Origin of the sequence: Paenibacillus sp. FSL F4-0100 (genome assembly GCF_037993005.1) — a bacterium.
In the GTDB taxonomy this organism is placed as follows: domain Bacteria; phylum Bacillota; class Bacilli; order Paenibacillales; family Paenibacillaceae; genus Paenibacillus_AQ.
Map to the genome: position 1 here is coordinate 4,280,408 of NZ_CP150303.1, position 16,658 is coordinate 4,297,065.

At 45.0% G+C, this 16,658-nt stretch carries 18 protein-coding genes and 1 pseudogene; 1 reads left to right on the plus strand and 18 read right to left on the minus strand.

Going from position 1 to position 16,658, the window contains the following annotated elements; genetic code table 11:
- Nucleotides 1-243: 243 nt before the first annotated feature.
- From MHH48_RS19240 to MHH48_RS19255, 4 genes are all read right to left on the minus strand, one after another.
- Nucleotides 244-684, minus strand: coding sequence for an ATP-binding domain-containing protein (locus MHH48_RS19240; RefSeq protein WP_256720444.1), 441 nt, complete (start codon nt 682-684; stop codon nt 244-246).
- Between the two features lie 269 nt (nt 685-953).
- Nucleotides 954-1,934, minus strand: coding sequence for an aldo/keto reductase (locus MHH48_RS19245; protein WP_076321548.1), 981 nt, complete (start codon nt 1,932-1,934; stop codon nt 954-956).
- Nucleotides 1,935-1,995: 61 nt separating this feature from the next.
- Nucleotides 1,996-2,403: a MerR family transcriptional regulator gene (locus MHH48_RS19250; RefSeq protein WP_076321549.1), complete on the minus strand. Its 408-nt coding sequence runs from the start codon at nt 2,401-2,403 to the stop codon at nt 1,996-1,998.
- Nucleotides 2,404-2,454: 51 nt separating this feature from the next.
- On the minus strand, nt 2,455-3,021 hold the full coding sequence (locus MHH48_RS19255; RefSeq protein WP_076321550.1) for a sugar O-acetyltransferase: 567 nt from the start codon (nt 3,019-3,021) through the stop codon (nt 2,455-2,457).
- Nucleotides 3,022-3,203: 182 nt separating this feature from the next.
- On the opposite strand from MHH48_RS19255, the gene MHH48_RS19260 reads away from it, so the two are divergent.
- Complete coding sequence (locus tag MHH48_RS19260; RefSeq protein WP_076321551.1) at nt 3,204-3,947, plus strand: SDR family oxidoreductase; 744 nt, start codon at nt 3,204-3,206, stop codon at nt 3,945-3,947.
- A gap of 266 nt (nt 3,948-4,213) precedes the next feature.
- On the opposite strand, the gene MHH48_RS19265 is transcribed toward MHH48_RS19260, so the two are convergent.
- The 14 genes and pseudogenes from MHH48_RS19265 to MHH48_RS19330 all read right to left on the minus strand — a co-directional run bounded on the left by MHH48_RS19265 (nt 4,214) and on the right by MHH48_RS19330 (nt 16,491).
- Nucleotides 4,214-4,576, minus strand: coding sequence for a DUF4181 domain-containing protein (locus MHH48_RS19265; protein ID WP_076321552.1), 363 nt, complete (start codon nt 4,574-4,576; stop codon nt 4,214-4,216).
- A 229-nt stretch (nt 4,577-4,805) separates the two neighbouring features.
- Entirely contained in the window at nt 4,806-5,450 is a 645-nt protein-coding gene (locus MHH48_RS19270; protein WP_179090600.1) for a glycosyltransferase, read from the minus strand.
- A 220-nt stretch (nt 5,451-5,670) separates the two neighbouring features.
- Nucleotides 5,671-6,549, minus strand: a complete 879-nt coding sequence (locus MHH48_RS19275) for an ADP-ribosylglycohydrolase family protein (protein WP_076321554.1) — start codon at nt 6,547-6,549, stop codon at nt 5,671-5,673.
- Nucleotides 6,550-6,602: 53 nt separating this feature from the next.
- Nucleotides 6,603-8,135: a DUF4179 domain-containing protein gene (locus MHH48_RS19280; RefSeq protein WP_076321555.1), complete on the minus strand. Its 1,533-nt coding sequence runs from the start codon at nt 8,133-8,135 to the stop codon at nt 6,603-6,605.
- Nucleotides 8,129-8,692, minus strand: a complete 564-nt coding sequence (locus MHH48_RS19285; protein WP_076321556.1) for a sigma-70 family RNA polymerase sigma factor — start codon at nt 8,690-8,692, stop codon at nt 8,129-8,131. The genes MHH48_RS19280 and MHH48_RS19285 overlap by 7 nt, the downstream gene beginning before the upstream one ends.
- Before the next feature lie 125 nt (nt 8,693-8,817).
- Entirely contained in the window at nt 8,818-9,639 is an 822-nt protein-coding gene (locus MHH48_RS19290; protein ID WP_076321557.1) for a DUF5643 domain-containing protein, read from the minus strand.
- Nucleotides 9,640-9,922: 283 nt separating this feature from the next.
- Complete coding sequence (locus MHH48_RS19295; RefSeq protein ID WP_076321558.1) at nt 9,923-11,173, minus strand: MFS transporter; 1,251 nt, start codon at nt 11,171-11,173, stop codon at nt 9,923-9,925.
- Between the two features lie 119 nt (nt 11,174-11,292).
- On the minus strand, nt 11,293-11,688 hold the full coding sequence (locus MHH48_RS19300) for a VOC family protein (protein WP_076321559.1): 396 nt from the start codon (nt 11,686-11,688) through the stop codon (nt 11,293-11,295).
- Nucleotides 11,689-11,726: 38 nt separating this feature from the next.
- Nucleotides 11,727-11,957 carry an SRPBCC domain-containing protein gene (locus MHH48_RS19305; RefSeq protein WP_256720445.1) on the minus strand — a complete coding sequence of 77 codons (231 nt, stop codon included), beginning with the start codon at nt 11,955-11,957 and terminating at the stop codon, nt 11,727-11,729.
- A 394-nt stretch (nt 11,958-12,351) separates the two neighbouring features.
- On the minus strand, nt 12,352-12,849 hold the full coding sequence (locus MHH48_RS19310) for a DinB family protein (RefSeq protein WP_076321560.1): 498 nt from the start codon (nt 12,847-12,849) through the stop codon (nt 12,352-12,354).
- Between the two features lie 354 nt (nt 12,850-13,203).
- A complete protein-coding gene (locus tag MHH48_RS19315) occupies nt 13,204-13,980 on the minus strand; it encodes a TerC family protein (RefSeq protein WP_076321561.1) in 777 nt (258 codons plus the stop codon).
- Nucleotides 13,981-14,229: 249 nt separating this feature from the next.
- Nucleotides 14,230-14,425, minus strand: a pseudogene (locus MHH48_RS19320) (iron chaperone); the annotation flags it as partial.
- 220 nt (nt 14,426-14,645) lie between these two features.
- Nucleotides 14,646-15,860, minus strand: coding sequence for a DUF4179 domain-containing protein (locus MHH48_RS19325; RefSeq protein ID WP_306024051.1), 1,215 nt, complete (start codon nt 15,858-15,860; stop codon nt 14,646-14,648).
- Nucleotides 15,861-15,915: 55 nt separating this feature from the next.
- Nucleotides 15,916-16,491 (minus strand): RNA polymerase sigma factor, encoded by a 576-nt coding sequence (locus MHH48_RS19330; RefSeq protein ID WP_076321563.1) that lies wholly within the window; start codon nt 16,489-16,491, stop codon nt 15,916-15,918.
- Nucleotides 16,492-16,658: the final 167 nt, after the last annotated feature.

The following is a 16,658-nucleotide window of genomic DNA, read 5'->3' on the forward strand; positions in this document are numbered from 1 at the left end:
GCAGCGCGGAGCCTGCAAAGAAAGTCCTCTGCTCGTAATGTGTACGGCTCAGACGAACAAGCAGCAAAAAACAGCCTTGGCCGACGAACGGCCAGGGCTGTTTGCAAGTTTACATACGTGCGAGTCGACAACTTTGTTTGCAAAGGAGCTAACATGATCCCTGTTGTCTGCTCATCGACCTGTGTATGGATAGGATAAACAAAGTCGATGAACAAATGGATCTGTTCCCGAAGTTTGGCTAAATTATGGGCAGCAGCTTATCGCAAAGGGTGTCCTCATCGATCCGTCAATATGCTGCTTGCTCATACAAATCAACAGGCAATGCCTGCACGAACGGCGACCAGTCGCCCGTTGCATATACATGAAGCCGGTGCATGGCACGTGTGTACATGCTGTATATAGAAGTTTGCGATCGTTTTCCCGGCTGTAAGCTCGAGATGATGCCTCATAAATCAGAACCGCATCAAACTCAACACCCTTGGCGAGATATACTGGAATGACCATCGCTCCTTTTTCAAAGGTAACCGTCTCCTTTGTAATGAGCTGCAACGCTTCGCTTCCTTGCACCTGTAGCGACTCAAAGGCTGCGCGGCTTTCAGCCGCAGTCTTCGTAATAACGGCAATAGAATCAAAACCTTCGACTTTAAGTGCCTCGATGTCTTTCAGTATACGTTCGTCACGCATCTCTCCGCCCTCCACCTTCATAAGAAGAGGTTTCGGTCCGCTCCTTTCAAAAGGGACGATTTCCGTTTTTTTTGCGTTCAATTGATTTTTTATATTCTTGGCGTATCTGCCAAGTTTTTTTTATTTTCCCGTAAAATCGAACTCGCTCGCCCCCTCCCTATCATAAAATAGAAAAAACCGCGTTGTAGGTAGAGGTCCCGCAACCCGGTTTTATCAATGTTTGTCCGCTGCTCTCCTCTATCTATACCTTTTCCTAACAAGCTCAGATTTTATAATGCGCCCACAACCCGGTGAGGTACATACGGCTCTTCAAGGGAGGCAATCTCCTCCAGTGTAAGATTGACCGAAAGAGCAGCTGCAGCGTCTTCGAGATGCGATATTTTGGTCGCACCGACGATGGGAGCTGTAATCGGTTGCTTTTGCAGCAACCAGGCAAGGGCAACCTGTACACGGGGAATGGCTCGCTCTGCCGCAATCTGTGCAACCCGTTTCACAATCACCCGATCTGCATCGGCAGTGGCATCATACTTGGATTTTTGAACCATGTCTGTTTCTGAACGGTGCGTCGATTCTGACCAATCGCGTGTCAATCGTCCCGATGCTAGAGGGCTGTAGGGGATCACGCCGATTTTTTCAGATTTGCACAGCGGCAACATTTCGCGCTCTTCCTCGCGGTAAATGAGATTGTAATGGTTCTGCATCGAAACGAACCGCGTCCAGCCATTCATCTCGGCAACATGCTGCGCTTTTAGAAACTGCCACGCATACATGGCTGAAGCTCCGATATAGCGGACCTTTCCGGCTTTCACCACATCATGTAGAGCCTCCATCGTTTCTTCGATAGGCGTATCATAGTCCCATCGATGGATCTGGTACAGATCGACATAGTCGGTACCCAAGCGCTTGAGGCTTTTGTCGATTTCACTCATGATCGCTTTCCGGGACAGCCCCATGCCGTTCGGTCCTTCGTGCATACGGAAATGAATTTTCGTCCCGAGGACAATTTCGTCCCGATTGGCGTAATCCTTCAATGCGCGGCCCACAATCTCCTCACTTGTACCGTCTGAGTACACATTCGCCGTATCGAAAAAGTTGATGCCGAGCTCCAATGCCTTTTTTATAATGGGACGACTGTTCTCCTCGTTAAGCACCCATTGATGCACCCACCGCTCTGCTACGCCAAATCCCATGCATCCAAGACAGATGCGGGATACGTCGAGTCCGGTATTTCCTAGTTTCACATATTCCATGAACATCCCTCCTTAAATTTATGTCTACCCCCTGGAGTGATCTCCAGGTCACGAGTGACAATCAGCATTCTGCATCTTCCACAAATTTATTGAAAAGATTTTTGTTTTTTCCCAATTTGCGACTTTCCTCGTAGAATTGAATTTTCTTCTCTAACAATTTAAGATTCTCTTGATATATATTTAATTTAGCTCTGACTTCCTCTTGATGGTTATATAATATTTGCAATAATTTGTCTAATCCTTCTTGTCCTTTCTCCAAAAGATCGATGTATTTTTTAAGATCTTCTAACGACATCCCTGTTTGCTTCATGTGTAGAATGAATTTGAGCCAGTTCCCATCTTCGTCTGTGTAGAAACGGATCTTGTTAGAATCTCTCTTGGGCACTACTAATCCCATTTTTTCATAGTAACGAAGTGTATGCTCACTAGTTCCTAATATGCGAGCCATTTCTCCTATTCGATAAGACATATGTCCATCCCTTTCATTTTACCCTTGAAAGTATCTCCTCGAATGAAACCTCTATTCCTCAATGGTTTTAATGATCTTTGCGGGTACGCCTGCAACGATTGTATGATCAGGAACATCTTTTGTAACCACAGCCCCGGCCGAAACAATTGAATTTTCGCCCACCGTTACACCAGGCATGATGGTTGCTGCAATCCCTATCCACGCCCCCTTTTTTATAACAATTTGTTTTGAAACGGTTGATCTTCTTTGAGCTGGAGATATCGGGTGATTGATGGTCACAAGGTTTACTTTAGGAGCAATTAACACGTTATCTTCAATCGTGATACCTCCCCGATCCATGAATGTACATCCTTGATTAATGAAAACCTTATTCCCTACTCTAATATTTTGACCGTAATCCGTGTAAAACGGAGGAAGCAATTCAAATGTATCATCCACTTTACTCCCCGTTAACTGGCTAAAAAGTTCTCTAACTTTATTTTTGTTGTGATAACCCGTATTTAACTCTGCAATTAGCTTCTGTGCACGTTCGATAGCATCTGCCATTTTATGAAATTCAGGGTCACGAAGTGAAATGACCTCACCTGCGCGATCTCTTGCAAAAATGTCTTGGTTCATCCTATACGCTCCCTCGGAATTTTTTATGTTTAATGAGAAGTTCCTTCTCTACCGTAACACCTAGAGTTAACTCTAAGTCAAACAAAAAATTCAATCAGAATACAGCTTGACTTAAAGTCTGCTCAAAGTGATAGCCTTATAACACCTTACGAGGTAAATATGTTGGAAATGGGGAACATTTTATGTCAAATGTAAAAGACCAAGTTGTTATTATTATGGGAGCATCCAGCGGAATAGGTGAAGCGACAACACGTAAATTAGCAGAGCAAGGAGCCAGATTAGTCATTTCAGCTCGCCGTGAAGATCGTTTGAAGAAGCTTAAAGCTTCCATGCCCGATGCAAGCATGGCGTATCAAACCGCGGATGTAACAAATGATGAAGAAGTGCAAAAAGTTATCGATTTGGCAATGAAGGAATATGGACGAATTGATGCTATCTTTAACAACGCTGGTATTATGCCCACAGCTCCGCTCGCTGAGAGCAGAAAACAAGAGTGGAAAGCCATGTTGGACGTAAATATTATGGGCGTTTTGAATGGAATCTCAGCCGTTTTACCAATCATGCAAAAGCAGCATTCCGGAAAAATTATTACAACATCTTCGGTTGCTGGTCATGTTGTTTATCCAGATTCGGCTGTTTATTGTGGTACGAAATTTGCTGTAAGAGCAATTATGGAGGGACTGCGTCAAGAAGAAAGAGAAAACAATATTCAATCCATCGTTATTTCTCCTGGGGCAGTTGATACAGAACTATATACGTCCATTCATCATGAAGAGAATCGAAAGTGGGTACAACAAAATTCTGCAAACCCTGAGCTCAGCATGAAATCCGAAGATATTGCAGATGCGGTTGCTTATGTAGTAGGAACACCAAATAGCGTATCCATAAGCGAAATGGTTATTCGTCCAACAAAGCAGCCTATTTAAATACATCTCATGATTCAGCGAGTGGGTTTATTAGCAACCATGGAAATTAACATCACTATCAAGAAAGAGGTTGTCCTTCAAGTCACCAAACGTGACTTCGGACAACCTCTCTCATTTTACAAGCTCTGTCCAATTCGAAGGTGCAACGGGCTCTGCCCAAGTCAGAGAAAGCAACCCTTTCGGGTGACGATGGAAAGCTTAAACGGCTCTTAATGGTTTGTTTTAGATAAAAAAGTTTCCTATAGAATTTCCGTGTTCTTGTGTTGTCACACAAATAGCTCGGCACCAAGGAAAAAGAGAAAGCCGCTAACACTTGTATAAGCACTGAGGAGGTATTGTTTGGAATCCTTATTGAGGCGTCTCTCAACAACGGATCGGAATGCATGTAGAATAGCTATTACAAGAATAACGTCCTGATAAGCCGATAATCTCCATTCCATAACAAACCTCATGTAGAAAAGGCCGATTAGAAAAACAACTACAATGATGGACTCCCCAATTAGATGAAATCGATTAATATGCTTATACAGCAGCCCATCTGAATCGTAGGATACCTTCAGCTTTTTTTTGATCCATAAGTACCCGGACGAAACGACGATCGCATACAAAATGATACTGAGTAGGAACATTCTAAAGTCCCCCTTTCCCAAAATAGAGGCCAGTATCACTCAAGACCTAACTTGCTTCGTTTTTTTAAATTACACTTATCTGGGAATGGAGGTTTATCATTCCTTTAAAATACACTATTTTCTTATTTGAATCAATGCGTAAACAAAACAGCACCTATGGAAAACAAGGTGCTGTTTTGAGTCTGATTTCAATGATTGTTCCAACGATATCTGCTTCTTAAGCGCCGCATCAAAATTTTTCAGGAAATTGTTTGACAATGCCTTCCGTCAGAATATCCGCTAAATGAATCATATGGATCTCGTTTTTGTCAGTTGCTGCAATATCCGCTTTCCAATCTCCTTTGATACAGCTAACGACGATTTCCGTAACCAACTGAAGGTGTGTATACAGCATATCTTGCAGCGTTTTAAACTGCCAGTTCGGATTCGCTGCGCTTAAAAATTTGGCGATATCGTCGGCGTTTCTATGCCAATCTGCCTCTAACTTGGTCACATCTGCCTGATTGCCCGCTTTGGCAGCGTCTACAATTTTCACTGCGATCAGAATATGCTCTCTTAGAAGATCAGCCAGCTTATTGCCTGCGACTTCTCCATAATATGGCTTGATCACATTGCCTATGTCCTGCTGGTTCTGCAATAGCCGGTCCAATACGTCCTTCTGATCAGGTCGATTGGATACGGCGCTGACAATATAGCTTCTTGTCCATATTGTGTGGTCGATCCAGACTTTCTGCATATCGGTTTTTAGTTGCACCATTTTGGGACTTAGGCAATCCTTTTCCTTAGCAACCTTCGCTTGCACAGGTACTACTGGCGTCATGGTAAAAACTAGCGCCAAGGTTAACAGTAATGCCGCCAATCCTTTGTTTTTCACATTCATCTGCTCCTCTGTATGTTTGGAATAAAACAATCTGTCTTATTATGGTTGAAGCATCCCATTTCATACAGAGGATGATTTACGAGACAGCTGTCATTAGATACAGGTTTCTATCAACAAGAAAAAACACTCATAATGGAGTGTTTTTCTACCGGACTACTTTAATTACAGGAACCCATAACTCGACTTTTTTTCTTCTGTAAGGGGACAAACAACTCTATGAAGTTTTCAGTGCATACAGCTCCGAAATTATCCGATCGAGTCTCTCTTGGATGAGGATCGCTTCCGCATATCGGGCAGGAATGCCCTCATATCCGTAGTAGATACCTGCCAACCCACCGGCAATTGCGCCGATCGTATCGGAATCTTCCCCTAGATTTGCCGCCTTCTGTACGGCTCCTGCAAAATCTGACGTATGGAGTAAAATATGTAGTACCCACCGGAAGGTATGCACCACAAAACCGCTTGCCGGGCAATCCGGCTGTGCTTCAATGATGCCTTCGTATTCACTTCCCACCACCTCGGCCATGATGGCTGCTCTTAAATTTTCACCTTGTAGAATGCGTTGCGCCATTCGATTGTACAAAACGCAGACTTCGGCGCATCTTGGATCATAATGCGTCATCCGTGACTGCAAGATTGTCACTCGGTCAATATCCAGCAGGTCCTTATAGGCCAGGGCCGCCGGCAGGCAGCGCATGAGGGATCCATTCCCACCGCTTTGCCCCATATCCATGTGCGCAACAAAGGCCGCTTCAAACCAGTCTCCCTCGTATTTTTGAAAAACATGACGGATGATATTCCCTATGTCTTTGGGCCGTGATTGGTACCATTCCATAAAGAAACGCCCGATCGCCTCCAGCGGCTCATCAGGATTTTCGAGTATCCCTTCTGCCACGCAAAGCGTCATCATCGTATCATCGGTCACTTCCCCCTGTTCCAACTGCCACACCCCGCCGCCGATAATCTCCGTCAAATAGCCGTGCTTCTCCTTAATCTCTCGCTCGCTCATAAACTCCGTCGTTCCACCAAGAGCGTCGCCTACAGCCACTCCATACAGGCCGCCCTTGATGCGATCATATAATTTGTTATCCATGCGACCACCTCATATTCATGTTGGAAAAGAAATCAAGTAGTGTTTCTTCCCGGTCATCGTAGTGAACGGATAGGAATTGTAATGTCTTGGTTTATCCGGACCGGGGCAGCTTCCCGGTACATTACAATTTCATAGGTTTCCAGCTTGGGAGCGAAAACTCGTACTTCATAGTAATCGTCCTGTTCGCTTCTCACTCGTGCTTCCCCTGAATCTATCCCGACGCCTTTATCGAAACGCTCCTGTAATTCGGGATTTAAACTCCCTTTGGCTTCAGGGTACATTGCAAACAAAATACCCAAACGCTTGTTATGATCGTTACTTTCCTTTTTAATTTTCAACCGCAAATAGTCGTTCTTGTAACTCGCCCCGGTTATCGTTAACTCCTGGTCTTTAAAGCGGACTTTCTTTGGATACGTTTCGTCTAGCGAAAGGGTAAACGATCCGCCCGGGCTCTTTTCTGTCAGTAGCACTTGATCCAAGTGCAGCGTAAGAGAATTCACCGACTCATCGAAGTAAGGGGAGCCGGTAAACATAAGCTTGTTGCCGTTCATCCGTTTCCCACCGGGAACATCCACCATGTTCTGCGGGGTGTCCGTATGCAATTGGTACTTCTTCCCCTTATCATCCGTTACAAATGGGGCGGCTCCAGAATGGCCGAATAACAGATAGTAATCCGCTTCATCCGCGATTTTGATATCGAGATAGGTATTTGTCGGTGTAATTTTTATATGCTCCAGCGTCATTTCCCGCAAATCCGGGTCCCCCGCCACCTTGACGGTCTGATGAATCGGTATGATCCGATCCTCCAACCAGTCCGTATGATGAAAAGGAACACTCATCTTGAGTGTATCTGTTGTTTGTTTACCGTCTTCATCAACGTAGGGTCGAATACCGATTTCAAATTGCAATTCTTTAGGGTTTTGGTTTAAAAACATGTTGACATCCTCTGGATTTACTTCACCAATCCGGCTGATGACCAGTATCGGCTCCTTTGCATCATCGCTCGATTCGATCACAACGCTAGCGCTGCTTCCTCCATCAGCAATTTCAGGAATATTTACGGAATAGACCGGTGCTTCCCTGTTAAGATCTAAACTGCCGTCCTGTCTTTTAAAGACATGTTGTTTCAAACGGTCGGATTTAATGAACACTTTATATGACAGCCTATCGCTCGTCAAATATACATCGCTGATGCTGACAGTCACCCCATCAAACTGTTTCACGACAGGTTCAAACGGACTGTAGCCATGGGATTGGGCGTTCTCAACGCCATCATGACCGCGCAGCGTGTCCAGCCAATCCGAAACGATGGAGAAGCCGGGAATCCCTTTGACCATAGCGGCAAGAGCCGGAGACTTCTGCACGGTGAAACCCAGAGATAAGGCCAATACCATGCAGGCTGCAGCTATTGTATACCTTCTTCTGCCGATTCGCTGCCGTGGCTTCGTCACCACCATGTCCTCCTCCGGCTGCTGATAACAAAGCGGTACCTCCTTGGCAAATTGAATTAATGAATCAGGAAGCGGAATTTCATCTAACGATTGCTGTATATTTTTCTTCAGCTGCCGTTCATCCTGGTTTAACATTCGATCACCTGCTCCATTTTTAGTCGGGATGCCGTTTGGCTCAGCTTTAGTCTGGCGGCATGAAGCCGCGATTTAACCGTCCCGGCCTTGATGCCCAGAACGTCGGCAATCTCATCGATGGACAGCTCCTGGTAATAATACAGCGCAATGACGGACCGATGGTGGATGTCCAGTGACATGACGCATTCCAGCAGTTCGGATCCCCTCTCTTTTTTCAGTACGGCTTCGAGCGGTGATTCATGCTCGTCCGGAAGCTCCAGCTCGTCGATATTTCCCGAAACATTAGCGTGGCGTGACCTTTGTCTGACCAGATCCAATGCACGGCAGGCCGCCAAATGATTGAACCAGGATTTGAAATTCCTTATTTTTTTCCCTTTGATAATGGCTTGATAAGCTTCGATCAGCGTGTTCTGTACCGCATCCTCAGCCAAATGAGTGGAGCGCAAAATAGCCGCGGACGTACTGTATACTCGGCTCAGCAGAGGTTCCACCAGCTTAAAAAAAGCATCTTTATTTCCTTTCCGGCACAACTCAAACAATCGTTCTTCGCTTTCCATCCTGTCAACTCCCAAAAGTACTATACAATAAAGGCGAACAGAATGGAGGTTCGGTTCATTATTTGTGCAAAAAAAAACAGAAACGGCACTGATGGCCGTTTCTACTTCCTGCATATGGTTGGCTTTTACTGGAGCTTAATCCTCATCTCCAACTCTTTCAAAAACGTAACAGGCGTCATTCGCTTAGTCATCACCTGAAGGGCCGCATTTCGATCAACCGCCGGGAATTCAAGTTCGTAGCGGTAGACACCGTCTTTTAAGCCGATCAATTCCTTACGAGTTAAATCCAGGGCCTTTCCATTTTCCACGAGCCAAGTTCCAACGTTTTGAATGGATGCCGTCTCCCCTTCGATCGACAACGTTAGCACGGTCCGGTTCTTTTCGAATTTCACACCCGTTACGGTCATGGTTCCGATCTTGCCCTGATCCAGCTTAACCGGATAGGTAACCGATAGCTTCGCCGTTACGGTGGCTTTTTCCGCTAACTTTGTACTTTTATCATCATAATTGCCTCCTACATAGGGCTTGATGATAAGTTCCTTCGGTTTGCTCTTTAATGCCCCCAGTTTCTCTTTATAATAACGGTCAAACGTGCCGTCCGGCTTTTCGCGCATTTTGTCTTCCGCCTGAATACGGTCGTAAATCCATCCGTTGCTGTCCATGACGACATAGTTCATAAGCATAATATTGCGGTCCATTTCCCGATCCATATTTTCAGGGACATTCCGTGAAATGACATATTCCATGAATTGCGGAGTAGCTGTTAAAGACTCCAGTTCAAATACGGCTCCCCCGTATTCCTTTATAATAGCCGGATTCAGCTTGAATCCGGAGCTTACTACGCTTTGCCCTGCTTCCGCTTGGGAAGCCGCATGAACGGCCTGCGACGACAAAGTTCCTCCGATTAATAACGCTGCACTTAGATATACGATGGTTGTTTTTTTCATGATTATTTCCTCCTTTATCTGATGAAACAAAACACATATCCGGGCTCCTTTATCAATTTGGACCAAGATGATGCTTTGTTGTTTCTACACTATAGGCGAAGGAAATAACAAGAAGGTTCAGACATGAATCATTTTAGTCCGATGGATAGATTGCAAGTCACGCCATACTGACCGTAGCTTCATGGGCTGCTTGTGCTGGTAGTTAATCACCAGAAAATGAAGAAGAACCGACTCATTTTTCATAGCCGGCTCTTTTGCATCAAACCTTATAAATATCGCGAGATTATATCTCTTGTGCAGTAAGTACGTTATCCGGCGCTTTTTGGTTCATAATCGGCACCATGACCAGTGCTCCAAGAAGAAATAGGAATCCGGCTCCGCCATATATCGTACTCAGCGAAAAGGCATCCTTTAACGCACCAGCGAAAGACATGGAAATGACCATCATGCCTACGAACATCGGATTCAGAACCCCATTCACCCGACCGACAATGGAAGCATGTGACCATTTCAGGATCATGGTGCTGATTCCGATATGAATGCAAGGGAACACAAGCCCATTCAGAAATTGAACGGTCAGCGTGACCGTAACGCTCGTCGAATAACCGACAATGGCTGTGCAGACCGCGCCTGCCAGCATGCCTATTGCAAGAAGAACCTGCGGCGGAACCCGCTTCGCGAAGACGGCAACGATCCCCCCGCCGATCAGCATGGCTACGCCATTCACCATCAGCAGATATTGCAGGAACTCCTCGCTCCTACCCAGCCGCTCCGTTACGATAAACAGGTTGAGAGCTTGGGCTACGCCAACAGCAAGTCCTGCGAGAATGAACGCGAGTCCGAGCATGCGCAGCACTTGGCTTTGCCAAACATAGCGGAAGCCTTCCGCGAAATCTTTACGGAATTGCCCTTTGACTGCGGCCGTTTGAGATTTCATATTATCCTCAGGAAGGCGAATCAGGACGAGTGCGGAAAGCAGAAAGACCACGCCCATCACAGCGATTGATGTTTCAAGTCCAAACGTGCTGTAAACGAAGGTGCCAAGCATAGGGCCAAGTACCATGAAGATGGCCATCAGCGATTGAAATAAAGCCATCCCTTGCTGCAGTTGTTCTTCAGACACATGATACTTAAATAACCGCATACTTGAAGGTTGCGAGAACTGCGAAAGAATAGCCGAGATGAATGCGACAAGGTAGACGGATTGCCAAGAACCGTAATGTATGGTAAGAAGCACTACGAATACCGATACCGCGGATAATAAATCGCACCAGATCATCGTTCGCTTTGGCCTCCAGCGGTCCGCAAATGTACCTCCGATGAACGAAAAAACAAAAATAGGTGCGAATTCTGCTACGCTGATAAGCGAAATGGCGTATGGATCGTTATTTGTTCTATCCGCAACATACAGGAGGATCGCGAAATTACGTACCCAGATGCCGATTTGCAGGAGTACGCTTGATAATAAAATCGTCTGCAGGAACCGATTGCGTAGAAGGCTTGGTGCATTGGTGCTTTTGTCGTGCCTATTCAATCTTTTCAACCTCCAATTTGTCTTTAAAAGATATCCGCCTTGATTATGGGTATGTCTCTCCTTTCCATTCCTTATTATAAGGACCTCATCATCGTTGACCTCCGCCTGAAGACTGAAATCTATAACAATTGCTGCGCTATCTCCCAGACATGTCCTGCCGGATCTGTGAAGGCAGCAGTGCGTACCCCCCATGGTCGATCCACTGGACCATTAAGTAGAGCAACACCTTGTTTATTCAATTCATTACATACTGCATCCACATCCTCCACCCTAATGGTAAACTGGAAACGAGATCCGGATTCTCGGCTTGCAACTGTTCCAGGATGGATCAGACCGTATGCCTCGGAAATATTCAGGAGGTTAATGCTCATATTTCCGAAATCAAATACTGCAGACACTTCGTCTTCATATGTGGCGGAAAATCGAAATACTTCTTGATAGAACGCTCTCACCCTTTGCAAATCCTCCACAAACAACGTTATAACATCTACATTCATCGACCCTAATGTCTTCATACGTACACTCCTTCAACAATCAGATTAAATGGAAGGTTTTACACTATCTGATTTGAACCAGCGTTTCCCGTTAATGTCAGTTGGTATTTGGAAAAGTCAACGCCATCAGGACCGAGCATGATAAACTCCCATGTACCGCCCGGCTTCATATCAAACTGCTGAATAGTCATCGTAAAACCTTGTGGCCCCCACCACTTCGATAGGTGTTCCTCTTTCGTCCAAACATCAAACACAAGATCACGTGAAGCATCAAATACGCGGGTGATCACAATCTCGCATTCACCTACTTGCGTCGCAATTTTGTTTGTTGCATTTGTTTTGGTTCATGTCCATCCCACCAATATGAATTTGATTTGTTGACAACTCCTATTTCCGATCATAGCAAATTAATAATGCATGGATTTCTTTTAGATTGCTCTTTTGAATAACACAATTATTACACTCGAAAACGCCCAGTTTCCTTAAATAATTGATTCAATAAAACTGCCCGTTATCTTCAGGTTTGGCTTCCAAGGCCGATTGGAATTAGAGTATCATCTGCTCAGTTAGAATATAATTTTTTGTCTATATCCGCTGACAAAAAAAGCCGCGATTTCCGCGACTTCGTATGTGTATGTGTTCTTGTCTCTTACAAGTGCCCTGCGACTATTCGGCGCTTCTCGTTCACTTGCCTTCCTCATCGGCTGAGGGACCGTAGATGCCCGGCACCGGAATATCAAGCAGCCGCAAATATACCCCGAGCTGCGCCCGATGGTGAACCATATGGCTTAAACCGAAGGTGCGAAGCGCGACTGCCCGCGGTTGGCGCAGAATGATATGGTCGCCGTTCCGCAAGGTCCATTCCTCTGCGAGCGCTTTCTCATCGCATTCGGCTAACAGCTGTTCAAGCTTGATAACGTTCGCGTCAAATTCCTCCAGCATGTCTCCGCGTCTTTCTAAAGCTTCCCGCCGAAGCGGCACGGTCGAAAGATCGAATTCCGGGTAAAGAAAAATCGCGACTTGCCAGTTCAGCAAGTTGATCAGGTGCGTGGCGAGCCCGCCTAACGTCATGGATTTGACGTGCGGTTTCCACGTCATATGCTCCTCGGGTAAGCACTCCAGGATGCGGCGCGTATGGGCCAATTCGTGCAGAGCGTCCCCGACGATCAGTTGTTTCACCATAAATTCCCACTCCTCCCTAATATGGTTAGCATACTATAAATCCGATCGAGTGAAAAGGCTTGTCTCGGTCGTTCGGCATCCGATAACGGGACGACATTTCCAGAACATATGTCCCTCCTCTGCATTCGAGGACTCAGTAATCCCCGTCATCGGCCGCGGGCCCAGGAGCAGACGGCTGATCGCATCCGCGTTATAGCCGAAGCCGTGCCAGCTACTACTATTATCAGTATGATATCAGTCTTTATCTTCGTATTCAGCCCTTAAGTACGTTAAAATCTCCAAGGTACTCGGTTTTTCTTCGATGGCCCTCCGATACGGAAAGGCCATCTGCCTGCAATGAAGGAAAGCACGGAACTAGAGTTGACCGGTCTGTGACTGTTTATTTTTCACAGGCGCAAACCAACCGAGAAGAGCTATCGCCACCAAGACACCATAGAAAATAATGGTCCAGACTGTGCTATGTGGGAAATCATGATTTAACACCCCGATATCCTCATGGGCCAAAGTAATCACAGCGAGCTTGACACCGACCCATGCCACGATGGCATAAGCCGTGGTCTCCAGTGCTGGCCGCTGCGCAAGCAGCTTTACAAACCATGTGGCAGCAAATTTGATCAGAACGAGCCCGGCGATTCCGCCAAGCACGACAACCAAGAATTGTCCTCCGTCCATACCGCCGAAATCCGGAAGCGGGGAATCTGGGAGACCCAGTGCCAAAGCCACTGCAGCAAGAATGGAATCAATTGCAAAGGCGAGATCTGCAACAGCAATTTTGCTTACCGTTGGCCAGAAGCCTTTACCGGCAGCATCTTTCTTTACGTCCTCGCGAATATTCTTGTTTTCCTTACCGAAACGCGCTTTGATGATGTGCTTTAACCCGAGGTATAGAAGATAAGCAGCTCCGATCGCCTGTATTTGCCAGACATTCGCAATAAACGATATTGCAAACAGAGCAGCGAAGCGAAAAACAAAAGCCATAATGATCCCATAATTAATAGCTTTCTTCTTCTGGTCCTCCGGTAAGTGCTTCGCGATCACTGCCAGTACAAGGGCATTATCCGCCGATAATAAACCTTCCAATCCAATTAGAATTAGTAATGCCCAAGCATACTCCAACCAAAGTGATTCCAACAGTACTTCTCCCCTCTTAACTGAGAAATTTTATGGTTAAACCTCTGACTAAAACAACTAAGCTCCAGTTAAAGCAGCAGAGGTTTATTCCAGTTTTGATTATGCCATGACTCCCTTTCGTTATTACGTTGTCAAGTAACGTCTCGTTTCATTCATTTATGGCACAACTTTTCAATCTACTCTCTACAAGGCGACTTCTCGTTCAGAAATCAAAAATCCCCTTTTCCAAGGGGATTTCCTTATGTACTCTTATTTCCGCCAAAAAATTGAACAGTCTGCCCTATCTACAATTAAACTCGATCATTTTCTCAAGTAATGAGAAATCAACCGGACTTTCCTACCGGATACGTATCAATTCTTAAGTGTGATCATAGCCAGCCTTCACAATTTCATCAGAAAAATGCTGAATCCCTACCCTTTCAGGGGCAACAGCCATATGATGTCGATCAGAGAAGCAAGACCCAGCATATCCGAAATCATCAGATCCATCCATTTAACTATTCAGACCTCACAGGTATTCAAAATATTGTTGCACTCCGTATGCTGCAGTCATGCTTATGACGAATCCAACAATAACAAATCCAATAATAATATTGGTTATCCTAACATGGCTATGAAATTAAACAAATTTGCATTTAGAAGTAAAAATTGATTATCCTGAAATGTTATTTGATATCTAAAGGAATGGATATAGTCTTATCGTACGTTTTAATATATTGAAATCCTTCCAGTAGCAAGAGTTCTGGTTTATCCCTTGTGTTAAATGAATACGTCTGCTCCCACAGGATGTTACCGTTATTCAGATCCCAAGGTCTTGAAGTGGACATCGATGATACGGGAACTGTGTTACCAGCTGCTAGTATGGATAAATTATCCGTTTCCAAGATTGTAAATTGTTTTCTGGCGATAACGATGTCATAACCTGTAGCGGTTTTTGTTACACTTCGAATCCATAACTTTTCTTCGCCTATCTTGATCGATTGATCTGATGGTGAGGCAAGGGAAATCGCTTCTACCACTTTCTGAAATCCTTCAAATGCTTCGAGTACGAGTTCAATGGTCTTAACCTTCTCTGTTGGAAGCACATCAAATTCAATTTCGAATCCTGGGATGCCCGCTTCACCATTATGATTCGACCGCATTCCCCAGCGCTTTAATTCTGTTCCATTCACATATAGCTTTGTTTTCTCTGATATTCTCGGGTAACCCTTATTCTCCAGTTCATAATGTCCCTTCACAATCGTTGAGGTTGGCGAAGCCGTAATGGAGTCATAGTGAATCGCCCCCTGATCGACAGGAATGGATTTAGATATTTTTTGTTTTACAATGCTCTTCATCGCTTTATTCGCTTCAAACTTGAAGGAGATCGGATAGGAAGACCGTTCCCCATTATCCAACCACTTACTGAATGTAACAGTTAATGTTCTGGAGAATGGACTAACAGGCTCGAATTTATATACTCCCTCATATTTCGATTCGCCTTTGTTATAATGGCCGCTCCCTTCTTTCGGATCTGAATCAGTCAGGAACCCTTGCAATTTATCTACATTGTAATCAAACGATCCATCGGTATCAATAACGGAGCCTACGGGAAGCTTAATGGTGTAATACATTAGAAATGCATTATCGTCTGAAATAACACCATTGACAGTAATAATAGTGCCGTCATCAAACGTTTTGCTCTTATTGACCGTTTGTCCGTACCCATGCTCCGCCACTTCAGAAAAGCTGAGAGCGATCAATTCGTTTTTTTCAAGCAACTTGGCTCCATAATAAGCGAAGGCAGGATATTGATACATTCCGGCAATCAGAAGGAGGGCTGCTGCAGTTGATGCAATCCAAGGTAGAGCTATATTCCTTTTTCTTTTTTTGGCTGGCACATCCCGAAGTGCATTGCGGAGTCTGTTCTCAAGTTCTGATGGGGCTTGTACCATGTTAAAGCTCTGTTTGTACTCCTGTAATTTCTCCTCGATCGTTCTCATAACGATCACCTCCAATCAAGACTTTGAGCTTTTGTATTCCTTGTGACATTCTTGATTTGATTGTTCCAAGCGGTGCGCCCGTCATGTCCGCAATCGTCTGATACGGCAGGTCGTGGACATAACGAAGTTCGATTACTTCCCGTTGCTTTGCAGTCAGATGAGATAACAATAGCTGCATATCCATCTCAGATTCTGTTTTACGATATGGATTATCGTCAGTGAATCCAGCAAGGGATGATTCTTGTTCCTCTTCCATTGGAAGAAATCGCTTCTTTTTACGAAGTAATGTTTTGCACCGATTAACGAGAATGGTTTTGCTCCAGCTATAGAATGCTGCGCCATTTTGCAGCTGATCAACCTTTTCATAAATTGTAACGATCATGTCTTCCATCGCATCCATCGCATCGTGCTCGTTCCCCATATATGAATAAGCAAGACGATAATAAGCGTCCTGATCAGCCATGATTAGTTGTAATAAAGCTTCCTTGTTGCCTCTTTGGGCTTGTGAGACAAGACGGCTTACTTTCATTTTCTCCCTCCTTTTCATAGATAAGAGATGACTGAGGTGATAAAAGTTCATTTGGCACAAAAAAACCTCCGCAACTATGTCAGGGACGTTCCTACATCCCTGGAAGGTTGCAGAGGGGAAATTGTTCCGGTACGGATTTCTTGGCGATATTAATTTGGGTTCGGGCA